This is a genomic window from Labilithrix sp. (assembly GCA_019637155.1).
Lineage (GTDB): Bacteria > Myxococcota_A > Polyangia > Polyangiales > Polyangiaceae > Labilithrix.
On record JAHBWE010000025.1, the window covers coordinates 1 to 14,098 of the forward strand.

Annotated in this window: 18 protein-coding genes and 2 tRNA genes; 7 read left to right on the forward strand and 13 right to left on the reverse strand. The window is 68.2% G+C overall.

Translation table 11 applies throughout. The annotated features are described in order from the left end of the window. Positions 1-182 precede the first annotated feature (182 nt). Positions 183-1,724 carry a hypothetical protein gene (locus KF837_39165; GenBank protein MBX3233411.1) on the forward strand — a complete coding sequence of 514 codons (1,542 nt, stop codon included), beginning with the start codon at positions 183-185 and terminating at the stop codon, positions 1,722-1,724. Here KF837_39165 and KF837_39170 read toward each other — a convergent pair. The 5 genes from KF837_39170 to KF837_39190 form a co-directional block, all read right to left on the reverse strand. Next, positions 1,711-2,262 (reverse strand): hypothetical protein, encoded by a 552-nt coding sequence (locus tag KF837_39170; protein ID MBX3233412.1) that lies wholly within the window; start codon positions 2,260-2,262, stop codon positions 1,711-1,713. The genes KF837_39165 and KF837_39170 overlap by 14 nt on opposite strands. 169 nt (positions 2,263-2,431) lie before the next feature. Next, entirely contained in the window at positions 2,432-3,280 is an 849-nt protein-coding gene (locus KF837_39175; protein ID MBX3233413.1) for a ferritin-like domain-containing protein, read from the reverse strand. Beyond that, complete coding sequence (locus tag KF837_39180; GenBank protein MBX3233414.1) at positions 3,277-3,519, reverse strand: hypothetical protein; 243 nt, start codon at positions 3,517-3,519, stop codon at positions 3,277-3,279. The genes KF837_39175 and KF837_39180 overlap by 4 nt, the downstream gene beginning before the upstream one ends. A 19-nt stretch (positions 3,520-3,538) precedes the next feature. Continuing rightward, complete coding sequence (locus KF837_39185) at positions 3,539-4,387, reverse strand: alpha/beta fold hydrolase (protein MBX3233415.1); 849 nt, start codon at positions 4,385-4,387, stop codon at positions 3,539-3,541. Between the two features lie 149 nt (positions 4,388-4,536). After that, positions 4,537-5,136 carry a TetR/AcrR family transcriptional regulator gene (locus KF837_39190; GenBank protein MBX3233416.1) on the reverse strand — a complete coding sequence of 200 codons (600 nt, stop codon included), beginning with the start codon at positions 5,134-5,136 and terminating at the stop codon, positions 4,537-4,539. 117 nt (positions 5,137-5,253) lie between these two features. On the opposite strand from KF837_39190, the gene KF837_39195 reads away from it, so the two are divergent. Further along, positions 5,254-5,325, forward strand: a tRNA-Val gene (locus tag KF837_39195). A 40-nt stretch (positions 5,326-5,365) separates the two neighbouring features. Continuing rightward, a tRNA-Asp gene (locus KF837_39200) sits at positions 5,366-5,439 on the forward strand. Between the two features lie 524 nt (positions 5,440-5,963). Here the strand turns inward: KF837_39200 and KF837_39205 are convergent. Together KF837_39205 and KF837_39210 are read right to left on the reverse strand one after the other, a co-directional pair. After that, complete coding sequence (locus KF837_39205) at positions 5,964-6,776, reverse strand: methyltransferase domain-containing protein (protein ID MBX3233417.1); 813 nt, start codon at positions 6,774-6,776, stop codon at positions 5,964-5,966. Continuing rightward, a complete protein-coding gene (locus KF837_39210; GenBank protein MBX3233418.1) occupies positions 6,773-7,099 on the reverse strand; it encodes a hypothetical protein in 327 nt (108 codons plus the stop codon). The genes KF837_39205 and KF837_39210 overlap by 4 nt, the downstream gene beginning before the upstream one ends. A gap of 104 nt (positions 7,100-7,203) precedes the next feature. On the opposite strand from KF837_39210, the gene KF837_39215 reads away from it, so the two are divergent. After that, complete coding sequence (locus tag KF837_39215) at positions 7,204-7,845, forward strand: TetR/AcrR family transcriptional regulator (GenBank protein MBX3233419.1); 642 nt, start codon at positions 7,204-7,206, stop codon at positions 7,843-7,845. 59 nt (positions 7,846-7,904) lie between these two features. On the opposite strand, the gene KF837_39220 is transcribed toward KF837_39215, so the two are convergent. The 3 genes from KF837_39220 to KF837_39230 all read right to left on the reverse strand — a co-directional run bounded on the left by KF837_39220 (position 7,905) and on the right by KF837_39230 (position 9,797). Then, on the reverse strand, positions 7,905-8,252 hold the full coding sequence (locus KF837_39220) for a hypothetical protein (GenBank protein MBX3233420.1): 348 nt from the start codon (positions 8,250-8,252) through the stop codon (positions 7,905-7,907). 157 nt (positions 8,253-8,409) lie between these two features. Continuing rightward, the gene (locus tag KF837_39225) at positions 8,410-8,802 is read right to left on the reverse strand and encodes a hypothetical protein (protein MBX3233421.1); all 393 of its coding nucleotides are present in this window, start codon (positions 8,800-8,802) and stop codon (positions 8,410-8,412) included. A gap of 86 nt (positions 8,803-8,888) precedes the next feature. After that, entirely contained in the window at positions 8,889-9,797 is a 909-nt protein-coding gene (locus tag KF837_39230) for a hypothetical protein (GenBank protein ID MBX3233422.1), read from the reverse strand. Positions 9,798-10,318: 521 nt separating this feature from the next. Here KF837_39230 and KF837_39235 point away from each other — a divergent pair. Then, on the forward strand, positions 10,319-10,783 hold the full coding sequence (locus tag KF837_39235) for a GNAT family N-acetyltransferase (protein ID MBX3233423.1): 465 nt from the start codon (positions 10,319-10,321) through the stop codon (positions 10,781-10,783). Positions 10,784-10,980: 197 nt separating this feature from the next. On the opposite strand, the gene KF837_39240 is transcribed toward KF837_39235, so the two are convergent. Continuing rightward, entirely contained in the window at positions 10,981-11,274 is a 294-nt protein-coding gene (locus KF837_39240) for a hypothetical protein (GenBank protein ID MBX3233424.1), read from the reverse strand. A gap of 33 nt (positions 11,275-11,307) precedes the next feature. Between KF837_39240 and KF837_39245 the strand changes: the two genes are divergently transcribed. Both KF837_39245 and KF837_39250 read left to right on the forward strand, forming a co-directional pair. Then, positions 11,308-11,676, forward strand: coding sequence for a hypothetical protein (locus KF837_39245; GenBank protein MBX3233425.1), 369 nt, complete (start codon positions 11,308-11,310; stop codon positions 11,674-11,676). 36 nt (positions 11,677-11,712) lie between these two features. Continuing rightward, positions 11,713-12,171 carry a hypothetical protein gene (locus KF837_39250; GenBank protein MBX3233426.1) on the forward strand — a complete coding sequence of 153 codons (459 nt, stop codon included), beginning with the start codon at positions 11,713-11,715 and terminating at the stop codon, positions 12,169-12,171. Here KF837_39250 and KF837_39255 read toward each other — a convergent pair. Together KF837_39255 and KF837_39260 are read right to left on the reverse strand one after the other, a co-directional pair. Continuing rightward, positions 12,061-12,843 carry a 4'-phosphopantetheinyl transferase superfamily protein gene (locus KF837_39255; protein MBX3233427.1) on the reverse strand — a complete coding sequence of 261 codons (783 nt, stop codon included), beginning with the start codon at positions 12,841-12,843 and terminating at the stop codon, positions 12,061-12,063. The two genes, KF837_39250 and KF837_39255, sit on opposite strands and share 111 nt — an antisense overlap. Positions 12,844-12,896: 53 nt before the next feature. Then, a complete protein-coding gene (locus tag KF837_39260; GenBank protein ID MBX3233428.1) occupies positions 12,897-14,027 on the reverse strand; it encodes a hypothetical protein in 1,131 nt (376 codons plus the stop codon). Between the last annotated feature and the right edge of the window lie 71 nt (positions 14,028-14,098).

Below are 14,098 nucleotides of genomic sequence, written 5' to 3' on the forward strand. Positions count from 1 at the left end.
AGGCCGCATGACCGACTCGGGTTTGCCCGATAGGGCGAAACCCGAGTCTGAGTCGCGCGATCCGGCGCGAGGCCTCGGGGGATGGATGGTTTGGGATCTTCCGTGGAAAGTGGATGGATCTGTGCTGAATCATTGATGATTTAAGGGTGCGAGGGCGGCGGCGCGGTGGTACGTGCGCGCACATGACGAACCGGCTCGGTCTCGCGCTCGTTGGGTCCATCCTCGTGGCGGCTGCGGTCAGCGCGTGCAGCACGGACGTCGACGAACGCACCGACGTCGCCGAGAACGCGGTCGGCGGCGACTGCGGCGGGGCGGGGCAGGCGTGCTGCGCGACGGGGCCGCGGTGCGAGGGCGAGCTCGGGTGCTCGGGCGGCGTCTGCGCGGACATCGACGCGGACATGGTCGCGTACACCGAGTACTGCAAGGAGCAGCTCGGGTTCGCGAACCCGCGCGTGAAGATGGCGTACATGAGCTGCTTCGACGCGGCGGCGGCGGACGGGTCGCGCGTCGCGACGGGGCGGCAGGCGCTGCTCACGCTCTCGCGGCGCGACGCGGACGGGAACGTCACGAAGCACGACCTCGCGACGGAGCCGGAGACGTGGGACCGGATGTTCGGCGGCGGCGGGCACACGTCGGAGGGTTGCGACAACCCGAACTACCTCCAGAGCCGCTGCGACCCCTACTACCGGCTCAACGTCTTCAAGCCCGATCCGGGGAACAACGACATCACGGCGGCGATCCACTGCCGGTCCGACGGATCGAAGCCGACCGGGAGCGTGCTCGCCGACGCGCGGCGGCGCGCGTACGAAGAGGCGCCGGCGTCGATGAGCGCGTCGGAGCGCGAGCGGCTCTTCGATCTGTGGAACGACTCGAACGAGGTCGTCCTCACGATGACGAACACGCGCACCGGCAAGGCGTGCTTCTTCCACGCGAAGAGCCCGTACTTCGGGAGCCACTTCCCCGCGCCGGACGACGAGACGGACCTCACCCAGCCCGGCGCCGCGAGCGCGGTGTGGGACGAGCTGCCGGTCACGCCGCCGTTCTCGGAGAGCGACTCGCTCCACCGCTCGGAGTGGCTCCGCAACGGCAAGAACGCGTGGCAGCGCCCCGACTACATGCGCTGCGTCGGCTGCCACGACTCCGGGCCGTTCATGCATGATCCGTTCATCGACTCGACGAACATCGACGGCGTCGACTACCTCCCGCGCGATCGCGCGAACCGCCCGTACCTCCCGCTCGGATGGCAGGGGCGCAACCCGAAGAAGTTCCTCAAGACGGGGCCGGTGCGCGAGCCCTCCGGCGAGCTCGGCGTCCAGAAGTGCACGATGTGCCATCAGATGGGGACCGACAGCCAGTGCGGGAATTGGTTCGATCGCGCGGTCGGCTGGAGCTTCCCGTGGAGCTCGTCGGAGGAGTCGAAGCGCGACGAGGCGCTGAAGCGCTACATGCCGTTCGAGCACGGCTTCGAGGACACCGCCGGCTTCTACGCCGAGTACGGCGCGAGCATCGACGCGATGAAGTGCTGCTGCGAGCACCAGAATTGGCGCGGCTGCAAGACGGTGCCCGCCGCGACGCCGATGGCGGCCGGCACCGAAGGCACCGACGCGCGATCGTGCACCGAGTCGACGTGCGGCGCCTGGAACCAGGACTGCTGCAACGGCACGAGCTGCAACCACTCGGGCCTGACGTGCCGCGCCGGCACGTGCAAGTTCAAGGACGAGTAGGCGCAGGGCGGCGGTTCGTGCGCGTCTCGCGCACGCAGATGCCGGCGCAGTCGTCGTCGCGCTCGCGGCTGCACGCGCCGGGGCGCGGATCGTCGGCGCAGACCATGCCCTCGGGGCACGCCCAGCCGGAGTAGCCTTCGCAGCGCGCGATCGTCACGCACACGCCGGTGCAGTCGAGGGCGTTCGCGGCCTTGCACGCGCCGGGACGCGGGTCGTCGGCGCAGACCATGTCCTCCGGGCACTGCCAGCCCGCGATGCCGTCGCAGCGCGTGAGCATCGACGAGCTCGCGCGGTTGCTACTGCACGTGACCCACTTCGAGGTGCGGCTTCGATGGATGTCGCAGCCCTCGGCGCAGCCGAGCGAGTCGCAGGCGTCCTTCGCGTGCGCGAAACACTTCTCGTTCGCCTTGAGCTCCTCCGGCGCGCAGTCGACGGGGCCGTCGACGTTGCGCGGATCGACGGGGGCCTTGGGATAGGCCTTCGTGCATGCGACGAGGGAGAGGAAGCCAAGGACGAAGAGCGAAGCGGTGCGGTTCATGCCGCGACGAACGGGAGCGCGCCGGCGGCGGTTACACGCGCGCGCGTGCTTTCAGATTCCGCCGTGCATCGTCGCGCCGCCGACCACCGTCGCGCGCACGCGGGTGCCGCGTTCATCCATGATGCGCACGTCGGCGTTCTCGAGGCGGATGGCGGTCACGGTTCGTCGCTCAGTCGCTCACGAGGGGCGCGATGCGGGAGCGATCGGGGACGATGCCGAAGCGCGCGAGGGGGGCGAGGACGTCGTCCTCGATCGCGCGGCGGGCGCGCTCTTTGTAGAGGGAGGACTCGGTCCACCCGAGCTCGCGGATGTGCTCGAGGCGGTAGCCTTCGGTCGTGAGGCCGTCGGTGACGCGGCTCTGGAGCCTTTGCCAGAGCGGCGCGAGGCTCGCGATCGTGTCGACGGTGACGCCGGCGAGGCGGGCGCGCTCGGCGTCGTCGAGGCGGTCCTCCGCCCACGCGAGCCAGAGGAAGCCGAGGCGGCCGTGCGGCGCTTCGTCCTTCACGATACGCTCGAGGACGGCCTTCGTGAGCGGGTGCGTCGCGGAGCCGAACGCGCTCGCGAGCATCGGCAGGCTGAACGCCTCCGCCACGCAGCAGACGTGGACGACGAGCTGGTTCGCGCGCTGGAGCGGGGAGAGCGCGGGGTCGGGGCGCGCGTGGAGGTTCGTGAAGTCGATCGTGTACGGGGCGCCGCCGCCGAGCTCCATCGCGATGCGGCTCGTGAGCTCGACGTGGAGGATCTCGTCCGCGATGAAGTCGCTCGCCATGCCGACGAGGTCGATCGGCGCCTTCGCCTCGAGCATCGCGCCGATCAGATCGGCGAACGCGGACGCGGTGCAGTACTCGTTGTACGCGGCCTCGGTCCACGAGATGCGGGAGCGATCGACGAGCGCGGCGGGGTAGCGGCTCGGGTCGAGCGTGCCCCACGGCATCTCCTCGACGCCGGGGCGCACCTTGCGGAAGTGGTGCTCCGCGACGCCGCCCAGCCACTCGAGATCGAACGGCTCGCGCGTCACTTCTTGGTCGGCGGCGGGAGGGGCGCCTCGGCGTCGTAGTGGACGCCCTTCGGGTTCGCGGGCGGCGGCGGTGGGGGTGGCGTGGGCGTGGGCGTGGGCGCCGCGTCTTGCTCGTACGCGATCGATCCTTTTGGGTTGCCCGGCGGCGGAGGTGGCGGAGCGTCCTCCTTCTTGCAGGCGGTGATGAGGCCGGCGGTCGTCAGCGCTTTCGTGATGAGGAGGAATTTCCGCGGGCGCATGACGCCGAGCGTACGCGGCTCACCAGCGCGTGTCGCGGAGGAACAGCTCGCCGTCGAGTGTCTCGGCGAAGGACGGCGCGCTGCCGGCGGCGACGAAGCGGGTGACGGCGCCGAGCACCTCGGGCGCGCGGAGGATCGCGTTGTGTCCGAGCCCGCTCGTCTCGAGGTACATCCCGAACGGCGCGGCGTCGGCGAGGGCACGTCCGGTCGCGGGGGTGACGACGGTGTCGTCTTTGTCGTGCACGACGAGGAGCGGCGCGTAGAGCTTCGTCGCGTCGTGGAGGGCGTCGAGGTCGGCGATGCGGAGCCCGTACCGCTGCTCGACGCGGGCGACCATCGCGTCGCGCACGCCGTCGTCGAGGCGGAGGACCTTCGAGAAGGTCTGCACGAACTTCGCGGGGGTGCGCGGCGGCGCGATGAGCGCGAACCGCTCCGCCTCGAGGCCGAACCGCGTCGCGAGGAGCGCGGCGGCGCCGCCGACGGAGTGACCGATCACGGCGTGGATCGGACCGAGCTGCTTCGCGACCGCGGCGACGGCGTGGGCGTGATCGACGACGGACGCGCGGGGGAGGGGAGCGTCGCCGTGTCCGGGCGCGTCGAAGGTGACGACGCGCAGGCCCTCCGCGAGCAGGGGCGGCACGAAGGCGGCGAGCTGCGAGCCGCGGCCTTCCCACCCGTGGACGAGGAGCACGGTCTTGGGCGTGTCGAAGAGCCGCGCGCGCGGGGCGCCGGCGGGGCGCCAGGTCCAGGCGGGGAGCCAGCCGCCCTCGACGTCGACGCGGGCACGGCGCGCGCCGGCGAGCGCGGTCTTCTCCCAGAACGGTCGTTCGTGCCGCCGCGCGGTGAGGAAGAGGCGCTCCGCCCACATCGCAGCAAGGCTCGGGGCGTGGGGCGACAGCCACCGCAGGCCTGCGCGGGTGGCCTCCAAGCTCCGATTCTTAGAACGAACGATCGTGCTATTTTTAGACGTGGCGGAACCGCTCATGAGGCTTCTCCTGTTCGTGTCCGATGCCGGTGTCAGCGTTTGGTTGCGCGCGCGTCGGCGAGGACGCGATCGAACGACGCGCGCGCGCGTCTCTCCGCCGTCGTCGGGTCGACGATGCGGCGGAGGAAGTGGTAGCCGTAGGCGATCGAGAACAGCTCGTGGGCGAGCTGCTCGCAGTCGAGGTCCTTGCGGAAGTGCTTCTCTTCGATCGCGATGCGGGCGGCGCCGGCGAGGGTGCCGAGCCAGTCCTTCTGCGCCGACACGAGGAGGTCGTGCGCGGGGCCGGGCCGATCGTCGAGCTCGACGCTGGCCATCAGGAGCACGCATCCGCCGGGCAAGAAGTCCTGCTTCGACCACGCGAGCCAGAGGTCGACGAGCGCGCGGAGCCGCGGCTCCCCGCGCGGCTTCTTCAGCGCGGGCACGACGACGAGGGAGACGAACCGCTCCACCGCGGCCTCGAGGACGGCGACCTGCAGGTTCTCTTTGGACGAGAAGTGCGCGAAGAGCCCGCTCTTCGACATGCCCACCTGCTCGGCGAGCTTGCCGATCGTCAGCCCTTCGAGCCCGAGCGTGCTCGCGAGGGTGATCGCCGTGTCCAGCACGGCGGTCCGCGTCTCGGCTCCTTTCGTCACTCCGCTCAAATTAGAACGGTCGTTCTATTTGTCAAGCGGCGACGCCGCGCGACTTCCCGCGAAGAATGGTTTGACGGGGGGGCCTGGGGCACGCTATTGAGCTTGGCCTCTCCGATTGGGCGGGTAGCTCAGCGGCAGAGCGCTGGCCTTACATGCCGGATGTCGCAGGTTCAAACCCTGTCCCGCCTACCCTGAATCACGCACGCACGAAGAACGAAGCATCACATCTGGGGCGGTAGTTAAGTCGGTTATAACGCCGGCCTGTCACGCCGGAGGCCGCGGGTTCGAGTCCCGTCCGCCCCGCTGGTTTTTCCCAGCAATTGGCCATGTTTCACCCGAGTTTTGGCTTTCCTGGCCAAAACCCGGGTGAAGCACTTTTGTGGCTCCGAAAAGGGGCGTCGGCAGGGGCGGGAAGACGTCTCCGAAGCCGTCGCGGAGGATCTCCGCCTCGCGGATGTACTCCTGCGTGATCTCGAAATCCTCGTGCCTGGCGCGCGCGCTGATCTTCAGCGGCTCGTCACCTCGGATCGCCATCCACGTGATCCCGGTCGCGCGGAGATCGTGCCACGTGATGCCCTTCGTCGTCTCCGTCGTCGTGTGAAGCTCGCGGCGCTCGACGCCGGCTTTCTTCAGCCAGCGCTTCAAGCCGCGGCTCATGTCGCGCTCGCTCGGCATCTCGCACACGATGCCTTCGCCCTTCGCCTCCCGGTGCATCCCGCTTCGCGAGCGCTACGCTGCGGTTTGACATAAGAACACTACGCGGCGCCGCAAGACGGACAGGACCTCGAAGGAGCACGCTCACGACTTCGATGTGAAGCGCCCCCGCATCAGAGCCGCTTCGCCACCAGGAGCGCCTCCCAGCCCCGAACGACGATACCGCCGGGCCCCCGCTCGCTTTCGAACGCCGTCGCAAGATCTCGGCGAAGCGAGGCGCGCAGGTCCTCAGGGACGATGCAGAAGAAGTTGCCAAACGAGCTGGCCTCTACGAAATCGAGCACGGCCTCGCCGCTCGCGTGCTCGCTCGCGCGGTAGGTGACGTGAAGCTCGACCAACTCGAGCCCACTTTCGAGGACCAAGAGCACGAGGTCGGTTGACGTGCAAGCGCGCGTGCCACCAGTGAGTGCGGAGAGGTCTGCGCGTCCGGCGTAAGGCGCTCGCTCTAGCAAGGGGCGCAGCATTCGAGAGATGGTGCCCGCGCCGGAGAGTTCCTGAGGATTGGTCGTCACTCCCACGCGCCCACCCGGTCGCAAGACGCGGCGAATCTCCGCGAGCGCCTTTGCCTTGTCCGACAGCCAATGAAAGACAGAAGCCATGACGACGGTGTCCATGCTCGCGTCGCAGAAGGCGCCGAGATCTTCCGCCTGCCCGATTTCGAAGCCTGCTGTGCCGCCACCGTGCGCGCGCGCTATGCCGATCCGCTCCTCGAGCGGGTCAATCCCCACGACGCTAGCTGTCGAGTCGAGACGTTCTCCGATCCACCGCGTCAAACGTCCGGTCCCGCAACCAATATCCAGGACGCGGATGCCATCGCCGAGCCCGAGCCGCTCGACGAGACTCTTGCCTCCTTCGAACTGGAGATCGCTCAGCCGATCGTACGTTTCCGCGAGATGCCGACTGTCGTGCGCGAAAGAGATCGTCATGCCTCTCCAGACGGCGCTTGTTGGATGCGCGCGAGGGAGCGCGTTATCAGGAGCGACCAAGCCGCGAGCCCGAGACCAAATGCGCCCGCATCGACCGCGTTTCTTGGCTCGAAGTCTCCCACCCGCATGAGCAACGCGTACGCGACACCGAGATTGCCGAGCCCATAGAGGACGTTCACGCCCGAAGACGATTGCCCGCGGAACGGTGGCGAAGCGAAGGGCGTCGGAAACGTGCGTCCAAGGACACCCGAGACGAAATGAGGAACGAAGTTTGCCGAGAAGGCGCCCGAGAAAGAGTGAGCAACGAGGTGAAACCAGGCCATGCAACCTCCTAGAAGGCAACTTGCAGTTGCCTTCTGAAACTACCGCAGCCAGGCAAGATGGCAACTCGTTCTTGCCATCCGGTCGACGTGCTATCCTGGCCGACTTGACCGAGCGGATCGAGACGCGTCGAACGAGGGGCGTCCTTGGCGGGCGCAGCGAACGCGTCGTGAGGCAAGCGCTCCTAGCCACCGTCGCGGAGCTGGCCGATTCAGGTTACCGGGCATTCCGGATCGATGTCGTGAGCGCGGCGGCCGGACTCAACAAGACGACGATCTACCGGCGTTGGCCGAGCAAGGCGGTGCTCGTAGCGGCCGCCGTCGAGTGGATGCGTAGGTTCGTGCATGACGTGCCGTTGCCCGATACGGGCTCGCTCGAGCGTGACTTGGTCGAGGCCTTCCGGCGCAAAGAGGGCTTCAAGGATCGCGTTGAGGGAAAAGCTTGGGCACGGCTGCTAGCAGAGAAGAATGATCCGGAGGTCAGCGTCGCCATCGACGCCGCCGTCAAAGAGCGCAGCGCCGATTGGTATGCGATGGTCACGCGAGCGATCGCACGCGGCGAACTTCCGAAGGGTACTGACCCGCGCCTACTCCTGAGGATGCTCTCGGCAGTCATCGAAGCCTGGAACGCGCCTGCGTCGGGCCAGCTGAAGAGCGACTTGCTTGAAGTGGCCGTGCGCACCATTGTCGCTGGCGCGCGCTCGGGTTCGCTCGTTCGTTCGGGTGCGCCACGCCAACGAAGAAAGTAAGGCGCGAGTCGATCCGGCTTGCGAATGAAGACATATCGCGGTGGTTCTACATCACGCGATCATCGAGCCTTCCAGGCGTCGCTCGTCCAGCGTTCCTGAGCCGCTTTCGCTATCGCGATGGCATCGTGCGCTTCGTCGCGCTCACGCGCGTCAGCATGCACGCGATTGCGGCGTTTCAACTCCGCGTAGCGTGCGTCGAATTCCGGATCGCTGTCGTCGTCCGCGTCGGCGCGACCGTCGTGCGCGGCGCGGATCTCACGCGCGCGCTCCGCGTCGGAGGCGAGGCGAAGCGGGCCGCGGCCCTGTTCGGCATCGAGGCGAGCGGCGGCGGCGGCGACCTCCGTGGGCGTCTGCCATACATCGTGGTCGGTGAATGCCTTCTGCTTCTTCTTTGCGTTCTCGATCATGGTCGTGTCCTCCGAATCGGCGCGCGCACGCGCCTTGGTTTCGCAATTCCTGCACGCGCCCTTGTCGTCCGTTGACCTGCCGCACACGGTGCACAACGAAAAGAAGCGCGTCGTGGGGGCGCTCGCCGCGGGGTCGAAACGGTGTTGGTCTGGGGCGTCATGCGGGGTCTCCGAGGTCGAGAGCGCGGGATACGGTTGCCTCGGGGGTAAGAACGGCGGCCGCTGGGTCGGCCCCGTAAGTCGGGTTGGCGGTCGCGGCCGCGACGGTTTCGCTGGACGCGGGACCGAAACGCTCCGCGGAACGCCGGAGATCGCGGGCGATCGAGGGCGGGGCGACGGGTGCCGGACCCGACGACCCTCCGCCGTGACCGCGGATGCCCTCCGAGACGTCGACGGCGCGCATGCGATCGAGGGCGAGGGCGGCGAGCCGGAACACGATCGGCGCGGGCTGCATCTCGGCATCGATGCGGACGACGACGGCATCAGGCCCGGCGCACGCGACGACGACGCCGGCATGTCCCGCGTGCGGCGAGGACACGTCGACGATCACGACCGGCGAGCCCGGCACCATGGGGGACACGGTGTCCGGCGTTCCGGGCGAGGTGGGCGGCGGGCCGGGGACCCTGCTTCCGGCGCTCATTCGGCAGCCTCCCGCGGCTTCCAACCCGGCAAGTCCGCGAACAGGTCGTCTTCGTCGTCGTCGCTCTGCCCGCTCTTCCACTCGCGGAACTTCTCCGGGTGGAAGCTGCGGTGATACTTCGGGTCGGTATTCTTCTCGGCCAGCTCGGCCACCCACGCGGCAACGTCGCTGCACATGGCGGCGACGGTGGGGTTGGTCGTGCGGTGGAAGGGAAGGTAGAGGCGATCGAGCGTGTCCGCGAGCATCGCGCGAGGGTCGTCGCGCGCCGTGGTCAGCGGGAACGCATATGGCTTGCCCTTCGTCTTCGTGATCGTGTGCTCGTAGGCCTGCACGGCGTAGTTCAACGCACCGGACGAACCAGCGAAGCCGACGGAGCCGAACGAAGAATCTCCGCCGCCACCGGCGGAGCCCACGCGCGTGCCAGCGCGCTCCTGATGGGGGGCTGTTTTTGTTGCTGCCGCTGCTCCTGTTTCTGTTCCTGATCCTGTTCCTGAATCGGGACCCCTTCGGCGTTCGAGCTGCGCCATGAGCCGGTCCGCCAGCGCCCACCTCTCCGCCGCGATCGCTCTATCGATCGTGGACGCGAGCTTGGCCACCGCTTCCCCCGGGAGGTCGTGCGTCGGGCGCGGGAGCACCCCTTCCTCGTCGTCGTCGTCTTCATTCTCGACCTCTTCGGCAGCGGCGGCGGCGATATCGGCGAAGAGGTCGTGACTCGCGCCGTCGTCGTTCGTAGCGATCGTGGGCTGCTCGACGGTTTCGGATCTGCCCGTTCGCGCCGCGTCCGATTCGGTCGGGGCGACGTCAGAAGCGATCGCTGGTTCGCTCGAGTCGTTCGCCGAAACAGCCGCCGTTTCCTCGTCAATTTCCGTCGGAAAGCCAGGGTTCGAGTCCCGTCCGCCCCGCAATAGTTACGAGAAGTTAGAGCAGCGATAGACAGGGGTCGAAGCGGTGACAGCTTCGGCCCCTTTTTTATGCTTGGGGCAGGGACCCGAAGCCCTCGCGTATCGCTTCCGCCTCGCGGACCTACTCGAAGCGCTCGTGACCGGCGCGCTGCATGATGCGGAGCGGCTCGTTGTCTCGAACGGCCATCCACGTGAGCCCGGTCGCGCGGAGATCATGCCCACGTGATCGCCCTTCGTCGTGGCGGTCGTCTCGTGGAGCTCGGCGCGGTCCACGCCCGCCTTCTTGAGCCAGCGACGGAGCCCGCGTGCCATGTCGCGTTCGCTCGGGAGCTTCCCGAGGAGAATCGCTCGAAGCAGCGATGAGCTGCTCCATGACTGCGCTGAACGAAGTGCCGACAGTCCAGTGCTCTCCGCGTCCTTTCGACCCGTTGGGGTCGCCACTTTCGCATCGGAAAAGACAGGGGCCGTTCGTTGCCACGGGCGGATGCGGGATGGGGGAGCCGCAGGGGTCGGGTTCTGTGGTAATGGGGTTTGGCGCGCTTGCCCCGTTGTCCCCCACCCACGATGTCTTCCTGCAGCGCATGACGATCGACTATCGCGAGTCTCGTGAGCTACCGCGCGAGGCCGTGCTCGCCCTCTATCGGGAGAACGATTGGTCCGCCGCAACCAAGCCTGACGCGCTGCTCGCGGCGCTCTCGGCGTCCCACGCCCTCGTCACGGCGTGGGAGGGAGTGCGCCTCATCGGCCTGGGAAACGCGATCTCGGACGGTCACCTCGTTGTCTACTATCCGCATCTCCTCGTCCTGCCAGCCTACCAAGGCCGCGGCATTGGCCGAGCACTCATGCAGCGGCTCATGGCCCGCTACGCAGGGTTCCACATGCAGATGTTGACGGCGGACGGCCGCGCGATCCCGTTCTACGAGAAGTGCGGGTTCGTGCGCGCAGGCCAGACGGAGCCCATGTGGATCTACGCCGGTAGCGACCACTGACGTTGTCGTCGCTCCGCGCGGACTGGAGCGTCGTCGCCGGAAGCGCCATCGTCGCGCTGATGCTCGTGAAGGAGGTGAAGGGACTCGATCCTACGAACGCTTCGGCTCGAGACACGCGAAGCGATGGCAGGACGTCGAAATCGACCGCGTTCGGCAATGGGATGTGTCCTCTCGTGAAACCGCCGCCGCTCTCGTCGCTATTGGCGACCTTCCGCTCGGTCTTCATCGCGCATCTCCTCGCGCACGAGACGAGCGGCGGCGACGCCTGCATCGACGCGCTCCACGTCGCGGTGGCTCGATGCGAAAGCGCGCCATGTCACGTTCGGCATCAGGTTCGGCTCGATGTTGAAACCGACGCGTGCGCTTCGTCGTACCATGCGGGGATGGCACAAACGTGGAACGAAGCACCGACGAAGGCTGACATCAAAGCGCGCATCGACGCGTTTCTCCGCGCGTTCTCCGGCGGTGATTTCGCGACGGCGTTCGATCATTGTCCGCCGGTAGTGTGGACCGAGGGGGAGGGCATGAAGCTCCGCACCGACCTCAGCGGCGAGGCGCTCGGCGAGCACCTGTCGCACGCGATGTTCTCGTCCATCGACGGCCAGCATGCCGTGCGCGACGACCTCGGCGGCGCCAAGGCGGACGATCCCGCCACCTGGTGCAAGCTCGTGACGCCGCCCGGCGACGTCGGCTTCGACATGTCGCTCGACTTCCCGAACGACAGCGGCGAAGAGTACGACGACGTGCCGGACGACACGCGCGCGAGCGGAGACGGCGAGGTGCTGGCCAACGTGCACCTCAAGGGCGAGAGCACGGACATCACCGGCCGCTACACGCTCATGACGAAGGACGGCGTCTGGACGCTCGCCTTCTCAAACTTCGACGTCATGTAGCGTAGAGGCGCGGGAGGAGCTGATAGAAGGAGGGGAGTGAAAGCTCCGCTCCTTCTATGGCTCGCGCTCGTGGTGGCGTGTGGTGGGGCCCCGTCCGCGAACCCGGCCTCGGCCGGCGCCGAAGCGACCTCCGGAGCCGCCGAGCCGGAGGCGCGCGACGCGACGGCCGAGCCGCTCGATCGATGGGTCAAGCTCGGCGAGCGGGTCCTCGCGGAGGACGGGAAGCACGACTCCGTCTACGCGAGCGCCGATCAGGGGAGCTTCACGTCGGTGCGGTTCGTGATCAAGTTCGGCAAGCTCGAGCTGAACAAGGTCACGATCAAGTTCGACGACGGGACGACCTTCACCTCCGCGCGCCGCATCCCCTTCGGAGAAGGGGTGACCTCACGCGCGATCGACCTCCCCGGCGACAAGCGCGCGATCCGTCAGATCGACTTCGACTACGGCGGCGTGCGCGCAGGTCGGTCGACGCAGCTCGAGGTCTGGGCGCAGTAGCGCGCAGGGCGAGCGGGCTGCCGTCAGCTGCAGCAGCACGTCGAGATCGCGCCCTGGTGGGCGACGCACCGCTACGGCCAGGCGGTGTCGTTCGGTGGGCCACGCTTGCGCGAATTGCCAGGTGTCGGGATCGTCGTCGATCGAGGGATCGAAGCTGATCGTCGGCGGGTGCGGTGGTCGCAGCGTGAACGCGAACGCATCGAGGGGAAGCGCGAGGCCGAGACCACGGGCCTTGATGTACGCCTCCTTCAGCGTCCAATAGTCGAAGAACACGCGCGCTCGCTCGGCCTCGTCTCGACGCTGGAGATCCGCCACTTCCCGCGCGGCGAAGAACCGATGCGCGAGGCCGTAGGTGCGCCGCGGCTCCACGCGCTCGACGTCGACGCCGACGTCCAGCGTGCCGGTGATGGCGCAGACGACGAGGTCGTCGGCGTGCGAGACGTTGAAGCCGATGGGCGTCCGCACGGACGAGGCCAGCTCGGGCCGGCCGTAGGGGTTGGTCACGAGCGGCAGCTCGCGCGGGTCTCCGCCGAGGAGGCGCGAGAGCTGGAGGCGAACGAGCGCGCGACCGATGACGAAGCGCTCCTTGTCGGCGTCGAGGTGGAGACGGCCTTCTCGCGCCACCTCGTCGTCGCTGAGCAGTCGCCGGTAGCGTTCGAGCTCGGCGCGCACTCCGGGATCGTCCCGCCGAACGAGGAGCACGCGCACGACGCGTTCGAGGTCGCTCATCCCTTGAGCTTGTAGGTCGTGGTCAGCGACGTGATCGCCTCCTTCGCGCGCTTCGAGACCTCCTTGTTCGGGTGGTTCTCGTACTTGCGCATCAGCTTCAACGTCTTTTCGTCGCGCCGCTGGTAGTAGATGTTGAAGAGCGCGGCGCCGCGGGTGGCGTCGTCGGCGCCGGCGTCGTTGGCCACCTTCTCGAGGAACGCGTACACGCGCTCGCACTGCTCGTCGTCCGCCGCCCGCTTCGTCACCCCGGCCACGAGCTGGGCGCACGGCTCGCGCAGGACCATCGCGAACGGGTTCTTGAACGCCTTGTTCTCGAGGCGCGTCTCTGCCTCCGCGACGAGCGCGTCGATGTGCTTGCCCTTGCAGTAGACCATCGCCTCGGCGGCCTTCGCGGCGACGCCGAGGTCGGCGCTCTTCAGATAGCCCTCCGCCCACGGGCAAGCGGCCGACCTCTCGTCGTCGGTCGCGTTCGACATGCGCGGTACGGCGTCGAGCGCGGCGGCGGCGTGCGCCGGCTTCTTCTCGGCGACCTCCTTGAGCTTTGGGAGCGCCTTCGTCCGGCCGAACACGAGGAGATGCCGGTAGACGTTGTCGCGCGCCTCCTTCGTCGGATGAGGGTCGGTGACGGCGTAGAGCGGATCGAACATCGCCGCGATCGTCGCGAGCTGCGCGACAGGTCCCGCCAGGCGCGTCGCGCGGTTGCCGGACTCGTCCTCGAGCGCAGCGAGGGCGGCCGTGACCGTCTCCTTCGTCGCGTTCTTGCGCTTTCCCTCGTCGCCGAGGTTGTCGAGCTGCTCGGCCAAGAGCGCCACCGCGACAGCCGAAGTCTTCGCGTCGTCCTTCTTCCGGACCAGCGCGATCATCGTCGACGCGAACGCCGCCGGCTTGCGCTCTCGTACGTGCTTCGACAGCGCGTCGACGACGCCGTCCTTGCACGAGTACGCCTGGCCTTGCTCGACGTTCACGGTGCACTTGTCGACGTGGGCCTTCACGTGATCGGCGAGCGCGGTGTCGACGGCCGGCAGCGCGGCGGACGCGCTCGTGCTCGGCGCGGGCCCGGAGCCGGCGCCGTCCTTGGAGCAGGCGGCGAGCGCGACGGAGAGAATGAGGAGCGAACGCGTCTTCATGGTGCGCCCGAAGCTCGTCGATCTCGACGCGCTCCGCCTGCTCCGTCGGCGCTCGTTCGTCGCTCGGTTTG